Origin of the sequence: Prevotella melaninogenica, assembly GCF_018128065.1 — a bacterium.
In the GTDB taxonomy this organism is placed as follows: domain Bacteria; phylum Bacteroidota; class Bacteroidia; order Bacteroidales; family Bacteroidaceae; genus Prevotella.
Window position 1 is genome coordinate 1,329,072 of sequence record NZ_CP072360.1, and the last position, 14,221, is coordinate 1,343,292.

Genomic DNA, 14,221 nt, shown 5'->3' on the forward strand with positions numbered 1-14,221 from the left:
CTTATCATTGTTTTCCGGTATTTCTGTTTATGCACAATCTCCGAATGAAACAGACTCTCTCTATACAGAAGAAATCTCATCGGATAACCGCATTAAACTCAATGGTTATCTCCGTGCAGGTTTTTTCGGCGGAGAAAAAGAAATACGCAATTACTACGGAGAAGGTGCCTTGAAATTAGAAGTTCCCATCGGCATAAGTGCTTCTGCCTTTTCGGAAGTCCGTTACAGAGCTGATGGCAACAACAATCATAAGTTCGATATCCGCGAGGCTTATCTAAATCTTAATCTTGGTAAGTTCGATTTTCGTGTGGGTGAGCAAATCGTTCTTTGGGGGCGTGCAGATGGATTCAATCCGACCAACAACGTTACTCCCCAAGACTTTTGTGTATTCTCTCTGGAAGAAGATGATAAGCGGTTGGGGAATTTTGTCGTGAAAGGTGTCTTTAATCCTTATCCCTTCCGTATCGAAGTGGATTGGGTACCTGTTTATAAATCGTCATTGTTCCCATTCATCGGAAACCCTATGGGAGATGGGATTGTATGGAACAATGAAAAACGTCCTTACCGATGGAAGAATCAGTCTTTCGGAGTGAAAATAGATTTGGAAAAACCGTCTTTCGACCTCTCTCTTTCCTATTACAACGGGCTGCATAAATTTCCCGGCATCGCGTATAAAAAAACTCCTTCTGAAATCCAGTTATCACAAGAGCCCTATCGGGTGCATATTGTTGGAATGGACTTTTCCTCCTCGTTGGGCAACTACGGACTAAGAGGGGAATTTGCCTGTTCACTCCCCGAAAAAAGTAATAATTCCATTTATTCCGTTCCCAATAAGCAAATAGAATACACGATCGGGATTGACCGAAGCTGGGATAATTTCAGTTTGATTGTACAGTACATAGGTAAGTATATACCGGACTTGGCGACAGACATCAAAGGCAATCCGATAGAACAGAAACTTAACTCGCTGAACCGTATTCTTTTCACGCAACACGAACGTTGGAATCATTCGGTTTCAGTCAGACCTGCACTGTCATTATTTCATGAGACATTAAATGTGGAACTACTTGGGTTATGCCAATTCAGTACAAAAGAATACTTCTTTCAACCCAAGGTACGCTATGCCATAGCCGATGCCGTTACGCTTACGGTGGGAGGTCAGCTGTTTTACGGACCAGATGACCGATTATTCGGAATATTGGAAAAGACCAAGAACTCGGTTTTTACGGAGTTGAAAGTTTCGTTTTAGATTATCTCATCTCAAAATAATATCGAATGAAGAAATTAGCTGAATTTGTGATACGATACCGCTGGGCGGTCATCGTATTCTTTCTTGCACTGACAGCTTTTATGGGCTTTCAGATGAAGAATGCAAGTTTTAATCCCGACCTGCTTACCTATCTGCCGGAGCATCTGCCTTCCCGCATGAACCAAAAACAGATAGAAAAGATGTTTGGAGGAACGGATATGGTGATGATTGTCGTACAGACAGATGATGTCGTGAATGGCAAGACACTGAAGCGTGTAGAGCATTTCTCACAGGACATGCAGAACATAAAAGGCATAGAACGAGTGATGTCTGTCTTTGAATTGAAAAATGTCCGTAGTGAGAATGACGCAATGACCGTTGATGCGGCCGTGAAAATGATTCCACGGACTGCTGAAGATGTTGCCACTATTAAGAAAGAGCTTGCCGGTAACGACCTTGTCTATGGAAGCGTGATTTCCAAAGATTTTACGACCACAGCCATTATTGGATTGCTTGAACCTGGAGCAAAGGACAAGGACGTAATAGACCAAGTGGAGGCAATGATTGCCAAGTATCCCGGCACAGAGAAAGTTCTTTTGGGAGGTTCTCCGTATATGCGAATGCAGAATGCGGGAATGATGCAGAAGGATATGGCTCGGCTCATTCCTCTCGGATTGTTGTTGATGATGGTCTTTCTCTTTATCAGCTTCCGTCAGTTCAGAGGGGTATGGCTTCCCATTCTGATTGTAGTCATGGCGATATTCACGGCATTGGGTGCAACACCTTTGTTGGGATGGAAGTTTGCCGTTACGACCATTATTTTAGTTGTATTGCTGATTGCCACCGCCAATTCCTATGGCATACACATGTTTGCCCGCTACCAAAGAGACAATCTTCCCGGAAACAACTATACAGCAAAAGAATTGTCTGTCAAAATGGTTACAAGTCTCGGCGCTCCCATTATCTTGTCAGGATTGACAACCATTGCAGGGTTGCTCTGTATGTTGGGACATGTGCTGATTCCCGGTGGACAGATGGGAGTTCTTGGCAGTATCGGTATCGGACTTGCCTTGATTGGAAGTCTGTTCTTTATACCTGCATTGAGTTCGGTACTTCCCAAAACCAAACCTCGATTGAGAGCGGATAACAACCCTAAAAGCAAAAGAGGAATAGGGTTAGACAGATTGTTGGACTTTATTGCCGATTGGGTAACGAAAAAGCCCAAGACTATTTTGGCTTTATTCGTGGTCATTTCTCTAATCGGAGCAGCCGGACTGTTGCGTTTCAGCATCAACTCAAATCCCGCCGAGTTGTTCCCTGACGGACATCCTGCGAAGGAGTCCGCACAAATCATCAATAAGGAACTGGGGGGCTTCTTTCCTCTCTGTGTCGTGTTCGAAGGCGACATCAAAGACCCTGCCTTGTTGAAGAAAATTGATGATTTGGAGAAAAAGGTGCGAGAAATCCCCGAAGTGGGAACAACGCAGTCTATCGCAAAAGTTACACGTCAGATCAGCCGTGCTCTCTATAACAAAGGCGAAGAAGGTTATGATAAAATCCCCGACACCTACGATGCCGTATCACAATACTTCGAGTTGTATCTGATGAGCGGCAGTCAGAAGGATTTGGAAAAGATGGTGGATTTCAATTTTGAGAAAGCTCTCTTGATGATTCGTTTCAAGGAATTGAACACACCGGTATTGCGACAATGTGTTGCTCAAATCAAGGAAATGGTAAAAGATGACCCCAATGTGAAACTTGTTGGTGGCAATGCCGATGTATTCACGGATATGGACAAGCATGTCGTAAGCGGGCAGTTCCTTTCTTTGTTGATTTCCCTCGTTGTTGTATTTATCATTATATCCCTCGGTTTCAAATCGTTTAAGGCAGGATTACTGCAAATCGTTCCACTCATGTTTGCCATGTTGATGCTTTTCGGACTGATGGGATATTTTGGTATTGACCTGAACTTTATGACCGCCTTCCAAGCCTCTATCCTTATTGGAGTCGGCGTGGACTATACGATTCATGTTGTCTGGCGGTATCGGGAGGAACGACGTGCGGGTTACGACGATAAGGAGGCTGTACATCGCTTGTTCAAGGCAACGGGACGCGGTATCGTATTCAATGCCATTGCCGTTATTATCGGATTTGTAGTTCTGCTCTTTTCAGGCTTCCTGCCCGTTCGCTTTTTCGGAATGATGATGGTAACAATCATTTTCGTATGCCTCATTGCCGCAGTGCTGCTCGTACCTGCGCTATGTATGGTGTTGAAACCGAAATTCTTGAGACAGAAAATCCATTGCAAATAACTTAAAAGGACTGAAAGGATAAAAGCAATAAAAGAAACAGTCAAAAGCTTATGAGCTTTTCAAAGAAGATTGATACACGAATATTCATCAAACAATAAATACAATGAAGAAAGTTTTTTTATCGGCGGTTATAATAATCGCAACCATGTGGGCAAATGTTGCTCATGCACAAGGAGGAGTATCTCCGCAACAAGTACAACAAAAAGCCATTGAAGCCACTCGTATTGCCGGAATGGAAACAGAATCATCAATGACGATTTACAGTCCGTCCGGAGACAAACGAGTTCGCAAGATGACTATCGTCAGTAAACTCTACGAGAATGGTAGTTTGGAAAAAAAACTCATTCGGTTTATCGAACCTGCTGATGTGAAAGGCACCGGGTTTCTATCGTTCGATTATTTGAAGAAGAACGATGACAAGTGGATTTATATGCCGGCTCTTCGTAAAACCCGACGTATTGTAAGTTCAGAGAATGCCAAAAGTTTCATGGGGTCTGAGTTTTCTTACGCCGATATGTCCACACCAGCTGTCGAAGATTTCAACTATAAATTCTTGAAAGACCAAAATGTAGGTAATCATGTCTGCTATGTCTTAGAAATTACGCCAAAGAACAAAACCATTGCCAATGAAAACGGTTTCTCTAAGAAAATAGCCTATATCGACAAGCATATTTTTATTATCCGTAAGGCTACATACTACAATCTTGCCGGAGAGAAAGAAAAGGAGATGACCGTCTCTGCAATCACGGAAGTGGATACAAAGCACCATAAGTATCGCTTTAAGGAGATGACAATGATTAATCTGAAAAATAAAAGAAAGTCGGTATTGAATAACAACGTTATTAAGTTCACCCCTTCAATTTCGGACAGTTATTTCACCACTCGCACACTGGAACAAGGCAAGTAAAACTTCTCTTTTCCATTCTACCTCCATTTGTTGCAATCAGAAGTTGTAACAGGTGGAGGTTTTGTGCATTTATCATAAGCACAAACAATTTAGCAATATAAAAATCATAATATGAAACAACTGATTGAAACAGAAACCTTTGAGTTGCTGCTATCAGACAATAGCAAAACTGCAACAGACAATCTTATCAAGGAAATTATAAGGTTGGGGGAAACCGAAGCAAACCTTGCTTCATTGTATCGTACTCTCCATTACACTCGATTCCATTTAGAAAGTATGACTGAAACATCAGGCATACCAACTGAAATGGGAAAAAAATGTATCAGAGCTGCTCTTTGTCATTGACACGGAGCTGGAATTAGTGAAAATGCGAATGCAGGGACTTCTTCCTGCTTTGTCCGTCAAACCCGCCAAGAAACTCTGTTGGACAGGCAAGGCAACAGATTTAGTTGAACTCCTTTATGCTCTTGACACCTGCGACTGTATCAATGATGGAGAAATAGGTGTGGAGGAATTAGCTGATGTTCTTTCTGAAATCTTTGGAGTGGAGATAAAGAACTGCTACAACGTCTATATGAACATGAAACGCCGCAAGGATGACAGCCGTACCTACTTTCTTGATGAACTCCGTGAGAAGCTGAACAAGCGTATGGTGGAGAGTGACCTGAAAGGTGGCAAGTTCAAGAAACGGTAAATCAAAAGGGAGATATTCCGGTATTTCGGAGTACCTCCCTTCATTCATTCTTTGATAAGCACTTCCAACTTCTTGGCTATGTCCTCAGATGTTGGAAGCAGTTCCTTGTATGCCTCCGGCAATTCGGGTGAGAGGCTGTATGTTGCCACCCCGATAGGCATTGCAGAAGTTTTGAGGGCATACTCCACAATCGTCCTGCTTTTGGATTTGCAAATGATGATGCCGATGTGAGTGGTATATTGTGCGTACTCATATTCTTTCTTCTTTATAGATGTTATTCTTGCCGCCTCTTACCGAAAAGCCTTTATTACCCTGAACACTGCCCACAAGCAGGTGAAAGGTGCGGTGAAGACTCCTATGACGACAAAGAGGAGCAGTTTGACAATATAGTAAACAATCCACTGCCCATTTGTCCCAGCCATCATCTTATAAGGAATGTACTTTTCCACAAAGAGATAGCCTGACCATATCGCCATCAGCACATATCCGGACATCCATCGCATATCCTCAACGCCTTTGGTCGCCAAGAAGTTCCATTTGAAACCTATGACAAACAAGGCGATGAGAAACAACAGACTGAAGATGCTTCGCCAAATCTCACTACGTTTTCTTTTCTGAAACAAGGTGTACAGAGTATCGGCTGATATCTTTCCGCACATTCTGAGCATAGTCCTTTCCCGCAATCTGAGCATTGGGCAACTGCTGGTTCTTGGGTATGATTAAAACAATTCATAGTGTAATCAATTAACGTGTTCAAAAATACAAAAATTCTGCCTTAGAGCCAAGAAAAACAACCGTTATTTCTTGGTATTGAGTAGTTTGGAAAGTTCCGGATCATCGGCAATCCGTTGCAACTCCCGTTCCACGATGTCCCGCACATCCGTCTTTACCCGTTCGTAATTCGCCTTGATTTCCTGTTCCAACATATCCTCTCCGTTTTCATTCGTGAAGTCTGTCAGAATGGGTATCGGGCGGTAAGCAGCCGTTTCCTTTGCAACTTTCGCATTGTCCACTACAATCTCACAGTGGAATATCTTCTGCTCGATACGTTCGGAGAAGTTATCTGCGACCGCTCCCACGAACATTCCCTGTGTGAGCGTGGAAATCTTGCTCTGCGGAATCAGGCTGTCCATCTGTGTGGAGATGGAAGTGGTCTTATCGCTACGGGTGATGCTCATGCTCTGCCGTTTCTGAAGCACCTTGCCAAACCTCTCTGAGAGCGTCTTTGCCGTTTCGCCGACCACCTGACCGGAGAAAATGTTTCCGACAGTGTTCATCACCACGGCAGCTTCCTTGTCTCCATAATCGCGCTTCAGTTGCGAAAAGTCCTGAAAGCCCAAGCATACCGCCACTTTGTTGCTTCGTGCAGTGGCAATCAGATTGTCGAGCCCTTTGAAGTATATGGTAGGTAGCTCATCTATCAACACGGAACTTTTCAGCATTCCTTTCTTATTGATGAGCTTGACAATGCGCGAATTATACAACCCCAATGCTGCTCCGTAGATATTCTGTCTGTCAGGGTTATTCCCTACACACAGGATTTTAGGCTCTTGGGGATTATTGATGTCGAGTGTGAAATCATCTCCTGTCATAATCCAATAGAGCTGCGGACTTATCATCCTTGACAAGGGTATCTTGGCGGAGGCTATCTGCCCTTGCAACTGGTCAGCCGCCCCTCCGAGCCAAGCGTCCATAAAAGGAGAAAGGTAATTCTCCAATTCGGGATAAGAAGTCAGTATTGGGAAAATGTCTTCATACTTACGGCAGAGAAACTCAATAGCGTGCGGAAAGGTACAGTATTTTCCTCCCTCGAAAATGCGGAGATACCAAATGATAGCGGCAAAGAGTACGATTGGCGACTCCACAAAGAAATCTCCTTGTTTCTGTACCCACGTCTTGTTAAGGTTGAGCATGATGGTGTACGCCGACTCGTAGGCATCTGAAATGTCGCTCATGAAATCGGGGTGTATCGGATTGCAACGGTGCGACCGCCGAGGGTCGTCGAAGTTGATCACGTAAAACTTCGGCTTGACTTTATATCCTTCCGAGTGATGCAGCAAATGATTGTACACAATCGTGGAGAGGTCGGGATATTTGAAGTCGTAGCAGTAGATGGCAAAACCTTTTTCGATTTGCTGCTTGATGAAATTATTGATGATGGCATAGGACTTACCGCTGCCCGGCGTTCCCAAGACGGAGACAGCTCGGAAAGGATTGACCACGTTTATCCACCCCTTGTTCCATTTCTTGCGGTAATAGAATCGGGTCGGCAGATTGACCGAGTACTCGTTCTCCAAAAGTCTTGTCTCCTGCATAAAGGATTCATTCTCTTGATTGAAGACATCCTCCATCAGGTTGTTCTTCAAGAGTCGGCTCATATAGAGTCCCGCCATCAGCAGACAAACATAGCCTACGGTTATCGTAAAAGTATAGAGAGCCGTATTCGCCTCTATGGGCAGTGGCAAGGCAAGTATCCACCAATTGAGGAAGAAAAAGACAAAGCCGGCGCTCATGAATGCCCATATCTTCGACCACGTGATATGCTCCTCTTTCACACCCTTTGTACCCAAACAGGAAAGCCCCATCAGTACCAGCGCAAAGAGCTTGGTGTAAAGCATATTTCCAAATAGTCCCGCCGTGCGATGGAAATTCATCAGTATCCTGTCCACCACACCGATGTTCAGCCCCCATAGTTTGATGGCTTCATAGCAATACCAATAGAGATGGGCAACCACCAGTATGATACTTACGGCACGCAGAAAATCCATGATTTTCGCCAGTGCTCTCAAATCGTCTTCTTGTTGCATAGTTTTTCGTTTAATTTCGTTCTTACTTTTATGATTGTTGAAATTGTCTTATAAGACTTTTCAAATTGTCTTATAGGACAATTTTAATTCCCTTATAAGAGAATTTGACACCTCTGATAATTCCTGATAATCAACATCTTACAATCTTCGTTTTTTTTTCTACACTTTAGAGATGGAAAATACGGTTTATAACCGAGGCTTCTTCTGTTTCTTCTTTCTCTGCATCCGTCTACGGAACTGTTCTTCCTCCCAATCCGTTCCGTTGGCTTCCATAGGCAAATCAAGAAGACCGCCCAAGAAGGAATTTTCTTCCGACGGGAGCGTATGAGATGCAGACTGATTTTCACCTTGAGGAGTATTAACAGAGAGTTCGGGATGCGGACGGTCGAACCACTCGGCAATAGCGTTTGCCGAAAGTTCCTTGCCCAATCTCGAGCCATTGATGACACAGCCGTTGTTATGGTCTATAAAGGTGACACCATAGAGCCGCCCTTCCTCGTTCTCTCGGAAGATGACATCAATACCCCTGTGATGCAGGTTCCCCCTGAAATCCTCTCTTGTGGCAGAACGCTTCAATGCTCCGGCTACGATTGCTTTGGTCTTAGGAGCAAGATGCTTTTCCTTCAGTTTCTCCTTTGACGCCTTGAATCTATTTTGCAGAGCTTCATATCCGACAGACTTCCCAAAGAGAGAGGATTTAAATACTTTTCCGACTTTATTCCCCTTGTCATCCGTGGCAAAGTAGAGAAGTCCCATATAGGTTTTTCCGCGTATCTCTCCCTTAACCTCCTCCACACATATATTATAGGTGGAGAGCAAAGCACGGTATTCCTTAAAACTCGGACAATGGTAGAATTTTGCTGCCGGTTTGATAACCGAAGCCAGTTGCTTTTTAAGATTCTCTCCGTCGCCGTAGCAGACTTTTTGCAGGCGAAACACTTCTTTTTCCTTCCGCATTTGCGCAGGGATCAAACCGTACTTCTGTTCCAGTTCTTTGAGAATACGGGTACTGGTATAGAAATTATTACCATCGTTAATCTTCTTTCCCCGTTCATCGACAGCTAAGGTGACAATATGCAGGTGATGCCTGTCTATGTCTTCATGCTTATAAACGATAAAGGGTTGATTAGCGTAGCCCATCTTTTCGATATACTCCCGTGCGATGGCTGAGAACTGCTCATCGGTAAGTTTGTCATCGGGATGCGGATTCAAGGAGATATGTATAACCGGTTTCTTAGTGAGGACATGACTCGGCATATATGCCATAAAGTCCTGCATACAGGCGGATATATCGTGTGTTCCATCAGCCGGAGAGAACACTTTGTTGGTCTCCAGAATCTTGGCAATGCCCTCATTTACTTTCTCTCCATTGTACGCCAACGCGCCGTAAAGGGAACTGCCATAGTTTATCTTTGCGACCATTTCTCTTGAAATTCACGGGTTAGATGTACGATTTCGCCTCCGACAGCCGCCAATTCGAGTGTCAGTTTCTCCAGTTGGGCAAGCATCGCAAAGGCTTTTTTCTCGGTGAAATTGCTCTTTAAGGCGACCACAGCTTGGTTATAATTCACCCCGACACTGCGAAATTGTCCGTACAAAGTCGTCAGTTTTTGATAGTAATCAAGCAGTGAACGATCTACTTTTATCACTCGGAAAGTCTCATCAAAGACCCTTGCCTTGATGAAAACAGCCCTGTTCGGGACACCTGACTGTTCATAAAGCGTCAGGAAACGCGCAAACTCCGTGTCCGTAAACCGAACCATGCAACAATGGCTGGCTTTCTCTTTTTTCAGGGGTCTCCCCACATGTCTCTTTGTCATTTTACTTTGGATTTTAGTGTTTCACGGCATCACCGGCATTCAAGACAAGGCATTCTCTCTTCCAAGAAAAAACGACTTCGGAGTTTTTTCAGCCCTCTGCAAGAGCAAGAGTTCTGAGTTACCGAATTTATTTCGAGTAACGCAGGACATATCTTGCTATTTGCTCCGGCGCAAATAAATCCGTCCGCGAAGGACGGAAGTCGAGTCCCTCAAAAAAGAACGCTTTATGCCTCGAAGGCTTCGGCTTACCGCTTGGGTGCAAAGTTACTAAGCGTTGTGCCTAAATCACTTACCTCTTACGGAGCCACAAATACGCAAATCGAAGCCACAAGTACGCAGTTAGCAAAAAGGGCAGAAACAAGGGGATAAAGGCTTCTATATTTGCCCCGTCAAACAGGTGTTTGCAGGTTGGTGGACATACCTGCCTGCCCAAGTCTGAAAACCTGTCCGCAGCCATTTGAACAGACAATTACGGAAATGGAAATAGGAATGAGAATGTGTACAAGTTATTGCACCCGTCACCCCTCACACCCTTGCGCAAGGGTACAAGTGTGGACATATGGATGGGTGGACGTGTGCAAGTATGCCTCCCGTCATATAGCTCCACCCTTATACAGGGAGGGACATATCCCGAAAGGCAGGTCTATGTTCCCTTATCGGAATACCTCGCCGTATGTCTGTCCGGGGATTTATTCCCTCACAGACTCATTTCCATATCTGCCTTTTCAAGGAAACAAGCCAAGGCGTGCATGCGCCTTTCCTCACATATATGTAGAACCATTAAACAGAAAATGAAATGAAAAAGAAACCTGTTTTCATTGCCTTCTCCACCCAAAAGGGCGGTGTCGGCAAAACGACCTTTACGGTCTTGGCGGCAAGTTACCTGCACTATGCCTGCGGGTATAACCTTATTGTGGTGGATTGCGACTATCCGCAATTCAGCATCAATGCCATGCGTCAGCGTGACGCACAGGGCGTGGATCGCAACCCCGCACTGCAAGAATTGGCAGCCACCCAATTCTCCGAGTTACAAAAGCCTACGTACACCATCCTTTGTGCCACGGCAGAGGCAGCCGTGGATACGGTCAGGGAATATCTGGACACGCACGAGCCGGATACGGATTTCGTCTTTTTTGACCTGCCCGGAACCATCAACAATGACGGTGTGCTGACCACTCTCTCCGGTATGGATTACATTTTCACACCCATCTCCGCCGACCGTATATCCTTGGAAAGCACGCTGAGCTTTTCAGCCATCATCAAGGATGCGATAACCGACAATACAGACACTGCCAACAAAGGGATCTACCTCTTTTGGAACATGGTGGACGGCAGAGAGAAAACACCCCTCTATGCGATGTATGAAAAGGTCATTGCCGATTTGGGACTTCCCATCTTAAAAACGGCAGTCCCCAATACGACCCGCTACAAAAAGGAGGTAATGGAGGAGGGTACGACCCTCTTCCGTTCAACCATCTTTCCCGCCTCTCGCACGCTGCTTAGAGGCAGTCGTCTGAAAGAGCTTGTGGAGGAAATCTTGTCCATCGTAAAACCTGAAGCATATGGTAGGAAAGAATAAAGGGGCGATAGATCCCGTCGCTATCCGGGAATTGATTTCACAGGGTATCCCGATGAAAAAGAAAGAGAGCGAGATGATACCCCCTCCCACAGTCGAAGAGGAGGATGAGTCTGTTTCGGAAATACAGAAAGAGGCTTTGGAAGAACCACAACTACCCATCCGAACACGTCGCAAGAATCCCGCCAAAGGAGATTACATCTCACTCTTCATGCACCGCAATGACCTGTATGACCGCAAGGCAATCTACATCTCCAAAGAGTTGCAGGACAAACTGTCGGAAATCGTCCTCTTCATCCGAAAGAGAGAGATGACATTGGGTATGTACGTGGAAAACATCCTTCTCAAACATTTGGAGGACTACAAGGAAGAAATCAACCGATTAAGTGAAAAGAACTTCAAGAAATTATTGTGATATGAAACAGAAAAAAGATCGACCAATGACAGGTCATAAGTCCTGCAGAGAACGAAAAAGCGTCTCTTCAAAAGTAACCATCCGTAACTCCACCACGCTCATCGAACATTCCGAGGGACACCCTACAGGTCTCCTTCAGGAAGAGAGAAGCGATTACGAAACCGCCTTTCTTCAACCCCTGAACATTGGAGACCGAAAGGGCGTGTTCATTTCCAAAAAGACACAGGAAGAGATTTCCGAAATCGTCTATGTGGCAGCCGCAGGCAAACTGACGATTGGGGCATTCGTAGAACATATTCTCCGGCATCACTTAGAGAACTATCATGATGAGATAGATGCCTTGTTCGAACAACAGTTCCGTAAACGTTTCGAGCGATGAAGCAGGTGATTGTTATTCTGCTGTCGGTAGGCTTAGCCTATCTCGGCAGCGTACAGGTCGTCCGCTTTCTATACGGGCGCTATTGGAGTGCCGTGAGACTCTATCGTGACTTGCAACTCTTTTTCAGGGAACGGGGCAAGGGCAAAGTCGTCGTCACCATCCGTATCCCCCAAAAGGAATCCTCCCAAGAGGAGAATGTCCTTTTAGCCGAGTTGCCCATTGAGACCGAAAAAGAGGAATCACAGGATGAGAACCCAGACTCCGGAGGGTTGAAAGAAAACGCTCCCGTCATTCCCGAAGAAGAGGATTATGTATTGGTGGAAGTCCAAGGTGAAAGCCACTCCTTTTCGGAAAGCATCACAGCGGAAGAGCTGCAACAAATGGGTAATGTCCTCTCTTGCAAAAATGCTCCGATAGAGGAAGCTGCGAAAGCCGCTGAAACCATCTATAAGATACACGACTCCCCTATGTTCCAAGCGATTAAGAAAGCGGCCGGGGAACGTGTCCGCGAGCTGCTGGAGCGCGTTGCCGAAGAAGCTCCGAAAGAGGTTCAGTCAGGCAACTTCGATTACAAACGATTTATCAAGACATAGTATTCACCCACTCAAAGAAAAGAGAAAATATGAGTAAACCCATTTATCTCGCCATCGCTTCCCCCAAGGGAGGTGTCGGCAAAACCTCGCTTACGGTACTTGCCGCAAGCATTCTGCATTACCACAGAGGATGCGATGTCGCCGTCGTGGATTGCAACCATCCCGTCTATACCATCGCCCGTCTGCGGCAACAAGAGTCGGAAGAACTGAATCATCAAAACCTGATGCGTCTGAAGCATCGGGCATCCTATGCTCCTTATCCGATTATCTGCGCTCCGGCGCGGGAAGCCCTGAACCGGGTGGAGCGACACTGTGCGGACAATCCTCCTCGCTGCATCCTCTTCGACCTCCCTCCATTGATGCGTACCGAAGGGACGGTGGAGCTGCTTTCAGCAATGGATGCCGTCGTCTTTCCCGTTACGGGCAGTCCGATGGATATGGAAGCCGTCCGCCATTTCATAGACATCTTGGGAGAGCAGATACTGACGATGGGCAAAGGCAATATCAAGGAGCTTTACCTGCTTCGCAATATGACACAGGCTTGGGAACGTGAGGAAGCCGACGAACGCTGCCGCACCCTTGGCGATGAAACGGGAGTCCTCTTGATGCAGACCTCATTGAGCCACTCCCGTTTGTATCGTCCGCTGCTTTCCGAACGCAGAAGAGGGGTATGCACCCTCTTCCCACCCCACGGAGGGAAGTTGAGCAGGCTCTGTATTGAGTTAGGTAATGAGCTTCACGAAATCCTGCAACGCCTATGTACCGAATAGTCCTTGTCCTTCTCTTGCTCTACCTTTTGTGGTTGCTTCTTTTTCTCTTGTATGAGGGGAAAAGAAGAAAAAAGAGAACACCCCCAAAAGAGCCTTTTCAAACGGTCAATGAAGCCGAAATCATCGGTAAAAGTCACTTCAAACTCAGCCACTCGACGCCACAAGTACGCAGTTATCCAAAAGGCGAGGCAGAAGCAAAAAAGGCTTCTATATTTGCCCTCGAAAATGGACAAGAGCCATCGGAAGAGCCAGATGATCTGCCCGACATAGACGAGATTCCTTTAGTGTATGAATCTTCGGATGCTCCATCCTTTGAAGAAGAGGAAGATGAAGAACTTCCCGTATCGGGAGAAAGCGAATATGCCACGGGAATTGATTTTGAACGGGTGCTGGAAGCCTTGGCGGTCATTCACCGAAATGCCTCTTCCATAGCGGAGCGACAAAGGGCCGGTGAGACATTGACCGAATTGGAAGGCACTCGTCTGATGGAAACACTCCGAAGCGACAAAGTTCGTTCTTCCACGATAGACGATATTGTCCGCAACCGTTTTGAAGAGCTTTATGTTCCTTCTGACGGCAGGGACAAATAGTAACAAACCCATTAAACAGTCAAAGACGATGAAAGAAAAAGAGTACGGCTGACCCCAAGAGAGCCACCACTAACATCCGAAAGTAACAACAGTATTCACCCGTCGGAAG

General features: G+C 45.5%; 16 protein-coding genes. 11 read left to right on the top strand and 5 right to left on the bottom strand.

Translation table 11 applies throughout. The features are described 5' to 3' along the window. The first annotated feature begins 7 nt into the window (after positions 1-7). The 5 genes from J5A56_RS11185 (at position 8) to J5A56_RS11205 (ending at position 5,162) form a co-directional block, all read left to right on the top strand. Positions 8-1,249: a hypothetical protein gene (locus J5A56_RS11185; protein ID WP_249112096.1), complete on the top strand. Its 1,242-nt coding sequence runs from the start codon at positions 8-10 to the stop codon at positions 1,247-1,249. 26 nt (positions 1,250-1,275) lie between these two features. Then, positions 1,276-3,561: an efflux RND transporter permease subunit gene (locus tag J5A56_RS11190; protein ID WP_021672567.1), complete on the top strand. Its 2,286-nt coding sequence runs from the start codon at positions 1,276-1,278 to the stop codon at positions 3,559-3,561. Positions 3,562-3,664: 103 nt separating this feature from the next. Next, a complete protein-coding gene (locus tag J5A56_RS11195; protein ID WP_021672566.1) occupies positions 3,665-4,468 on the top strand; it encodes an outer membrane lipoprotein-sorting protein in 804 nt (267 codons plus the stop codon). 111 nt (positions 4,469-4,579) lie between these two features. Next, the gene (locus tag J5A56_RS11200; RefSeq protein ID WP_014709373.1) at positions 4,580-4,813 is read left to right on the top strand and encodes a hypothetical protein; all 234 of its coding nucleotides are present in this window, start codon (positions 4,580-4,582) and stop codon (positions 4,811-4,813) included. A gap of 22 nt (positions 4,814-4,835) precedes the next feature. Continuing rightward, complete coding sequence (locus tag J5A56_RS11205) at positions 4,836-5,162, top strand: RteC domain-containing protein (protein ID WP_025070559.1); 327 nt, start codon at positions 4,836-4,838, stop codon at positions 5,160-5,162. A gap of 44 nt (positions 5,163-5,206) precedes the next feature. Here J5A56_RS11205 and J5A56_RS13780 read toward each other — a convergent pair whose 3' ends face one another. The 5 genes from J5A56_RS13780 to mobA all read right to left on the bottom strand — a co-directional run bounded on the left by J5A56_RS13780 (position 5,207) and on the right by mobA (position 9,789). After that, positions 5,207-5,440, bottom strand: a complete 234-nt coding sequence (locus J5A56_RS13780; RefSeq protein ID WP_308339624.1) for a PDDEXK nuclease domain-containing protein — start codon at positions 5,438-5,440, stop codon at positions 5,207-5,209. A gap of 12 nt (positions 5,441-5,452) precedes the next feature. Next, the gene (locus J5A56_RS13940; RefSeq protein ID WP_211815600.1) at positions 5,453-5,656 is read right to left on the bottom strand and encodes a permease of the drug/metabolite transporter; all 204 of its coding nucleotides are present in this window, start codon (positions 5,654-5,656) and stop codon (positions 5,453-5,455) included. A 303-nt stretch (positions 5,657-5,959) separates the two neighbouring features. Beyond that, complete coding sequence (mobC, locus tag J5A56_RS11220; protein ID WP_211796013.1) at positions 5,960-7,969, bottom strand: conjugal transfer protein MobC; 2,010 nt, start codon at positions 7,967-7,969, stop codon at positions 5,960-5,962. A gap of 186 nt (positions 7,970-8,155) precedes the next feature. Continuing rightward, on the bottom strand, positions 8,156-9,391 hold the full coding sequence (mobB, locus tag J5A56_RS11225; RefSeq protein WP_021670803.1) for a conjugal transfer protein MobB: 1,236 nt from the start codon (positions 9,389-9,391) through the stop codon (positions 8,156-8,158). Continuing rightward, a complete protein-coding gene (gene mobA / locus J5A56_RS11230; protein ID WP_004341650.1) occupies positions 9,376-9,789 on the bottom strand; it encodes a conjugal transfer protein MobA in 414 nt (137 codons plus the stop codon). Before mobA ends, mobB begins: the two co-directional genes overlap by 16 nt. A 796-nt stretch (positions 9,790-10,585) precedes the next feature. Here mobA and J5A56_RS11235 point away from each other — a divergent pair. From J5A56_RS11235 to J5A56_RS11260, 6 genes are read left to right on the top strand one after another with little or no spacing between them, the layout of a single operon-like run. Continuing rightward, positions 10,586-11,368 (top strand): ParA family protein, encoded by a 783-nt coding sequence (locus tag J5A56_RS11235; RefSeq protein ID WP_211796014.1) that lies wholly within the window; start codon positions 10,586-10,588, stop codon positions 11,366-11,368. Next, the gene (locus tag J5A56_RS11240) at positions 11,352-11,780 is read left to right on the top strand and encodes a DUF3408 domain-containing protein (RefSeq protein WP_021672608.1); all 429 of its coding nucleotides are present in this window, start codon (positions 11,352-11,354) and stop codon (positions 11,778-11,780) included. The genes J5A56_RS11235 and J5A56_RS11240 overlap by 17 nt, the downstream gene beginning before the upstream one ends. A 25-nt stretch (positions 11,781-11,805) precedes the next feature. Beyond that, positions 11,806-12,159, top strand: coding sequence for a DUF3408 domain-containing protein (locus J5A56_RS11245; protein ID WP_036920215.1), 354 nt, complete (start codon positions 11,806-11,808; stop codon positions 12,157-12,159). Continuing rightward, positions 12,156-12,752 (top strand): hypothetical protein, encoded by a 597-nt coding sequence (locus J5A56_RS11250; protein WP_021672606.1) that lies wholly within the window; start codon positions 12,156-12,158, stop codon positions 12,750-12,752. Before J5A56_RS11245 ends, J5A56_RS11250 begins: the two co-directional genes overlap by 4 nt. 29 nt (positions 12,753-12,781) lie before the next feature. Then, positions 12,782-13,522, top strand: coding sequence for a ParA family protein (locus tag J5A56_RS13855; RefSeq protein WP_036920211.1), 741 nt, complete (start codon positions 12,782-12,784; stop codon positions 13,520-13,522). Then, the gene (locus J5A56_RS11260; RefSeq protein ID WP_021672603.1) at positions 13,510-14,112 is read left to right on the top strand and encodes a hypothetical protein; all 603 of its coding nucleotides are present in this window, start codon (positions 13,510-13,512) and stop codon (positions 14,110-14,112) included. Before J5A56_RS13855 ends, J5A56_RS11260 begins: the two co-directional genes overlap by 13 nt. Positions 14,113-14,221 lie beyond the last annotated feature (109 nt).

What these genes read in the sequence shown, in the direction of transcription:
- J5A56_RS11245 (WP_036920215.1), top strand. Translation starts at nt 11,806, where the DNA reads ATGACAGGTCATAAGTCCTGCAGAGAACGAAAAAGCGTCTCTTCAAAA.
- mobB (WP_021670803.1), bottom strand. Translation starts at nt 9,391, where the DNA reads ATGGTCGCAAAGATAAACTATGGCAGTTCCCTTTACGGCGCGTTGGCG.
- J5A56_RS11205 (WP_025070559.1), top strand. Translation starts at nt 4,836, where the DNA reads ATGCGAATGCAGGGACTTCTTCCTGCTTTGTCCGTCAAACCCGCCAAG.
- J5A56_RS13940 (WP_211815600.1), bottom strand. Translation starts at nt 5,656, where the DNA reads ATGTCCGGATATGTGCTGATGGCGATATGGTCAGGCTATCTCTTTGTG.
- J5A56_RS11190 (WP_021672567.1), top strand. Translation starts at nt 1,276, where the DNA reads ATGAAGAAATTAGCTGAATTTGTGATACGATACCGCTGGGCGGTCATC.
- J5A56_RS11235 (WP_211796014.1), top strand. Translation starts at nt 10,586, where the DNA reads ATGAAAAAGAAACCTGTTTTCATTGCCTTCTCCACCCAAAAGGGCGGT.
- J5A56_RS11240 (WP_021672608.1), top strand. Translation starts at nt 11,352, where the DNA reads ATGGTAGGAAAGAATAAAGGGGCGATAGATCCCGTCGCTATCCGGGAA.
- mobC (WP_211796013.1), bottom strand. Translation starts at nt 7,969, where the DNA reads ATGCAACAAGAAGACGATTTGAGAGCACTGGCGAAAATCATGGATTTT.
- J5A56_RS11195 (WP_021672566.1), top strand. Translation starts at nt 3,665, where the DNA reads ATGAAGAAAGTTTTTTTATCGGCGGTTATAATAATCGCAACCATGTGG.
- J5A56_RS11260 (WP_021672603.1), top strand. Translation starts at nt 13,510, where the DNA reads ATGTACCGAATAGTCCTTGTCCTTCTCTTGCTCTACCTTTTGTGGTTG.
- mobA (WP_004341650.1), bottom strand. Translation starts at nt 9,789, where the DNA reads ATGACAAAGAGACATGTGGGGAGACCCCTGAAAAAAGAGAAAGCCAGC.
- J5A56_RS13855 (WP_036920211.1), top strand. Translation starts at nt 12,782, where the DNA reads ATGAGTAAACCCATTTATCTCGCCATCGCTTCCCCCAAGGGAGGTGTC.
- J5A56_RS11250 (WP_021672606.1), top strand. Translation starts at nt 12,156, where the DNA reads ATGAAGCAGGTGATTGTTATTCTGCTGTCGGTAGGCTTAGCCTATCTC.
- J5A56_RS11200 (WP_014709373.1), top strand. Translation starts at nt 4,580, where the DNA reads ATGAAACAACTGATTGAAACAGAAACCTTTGAGTTGCTGCTATCAGAC.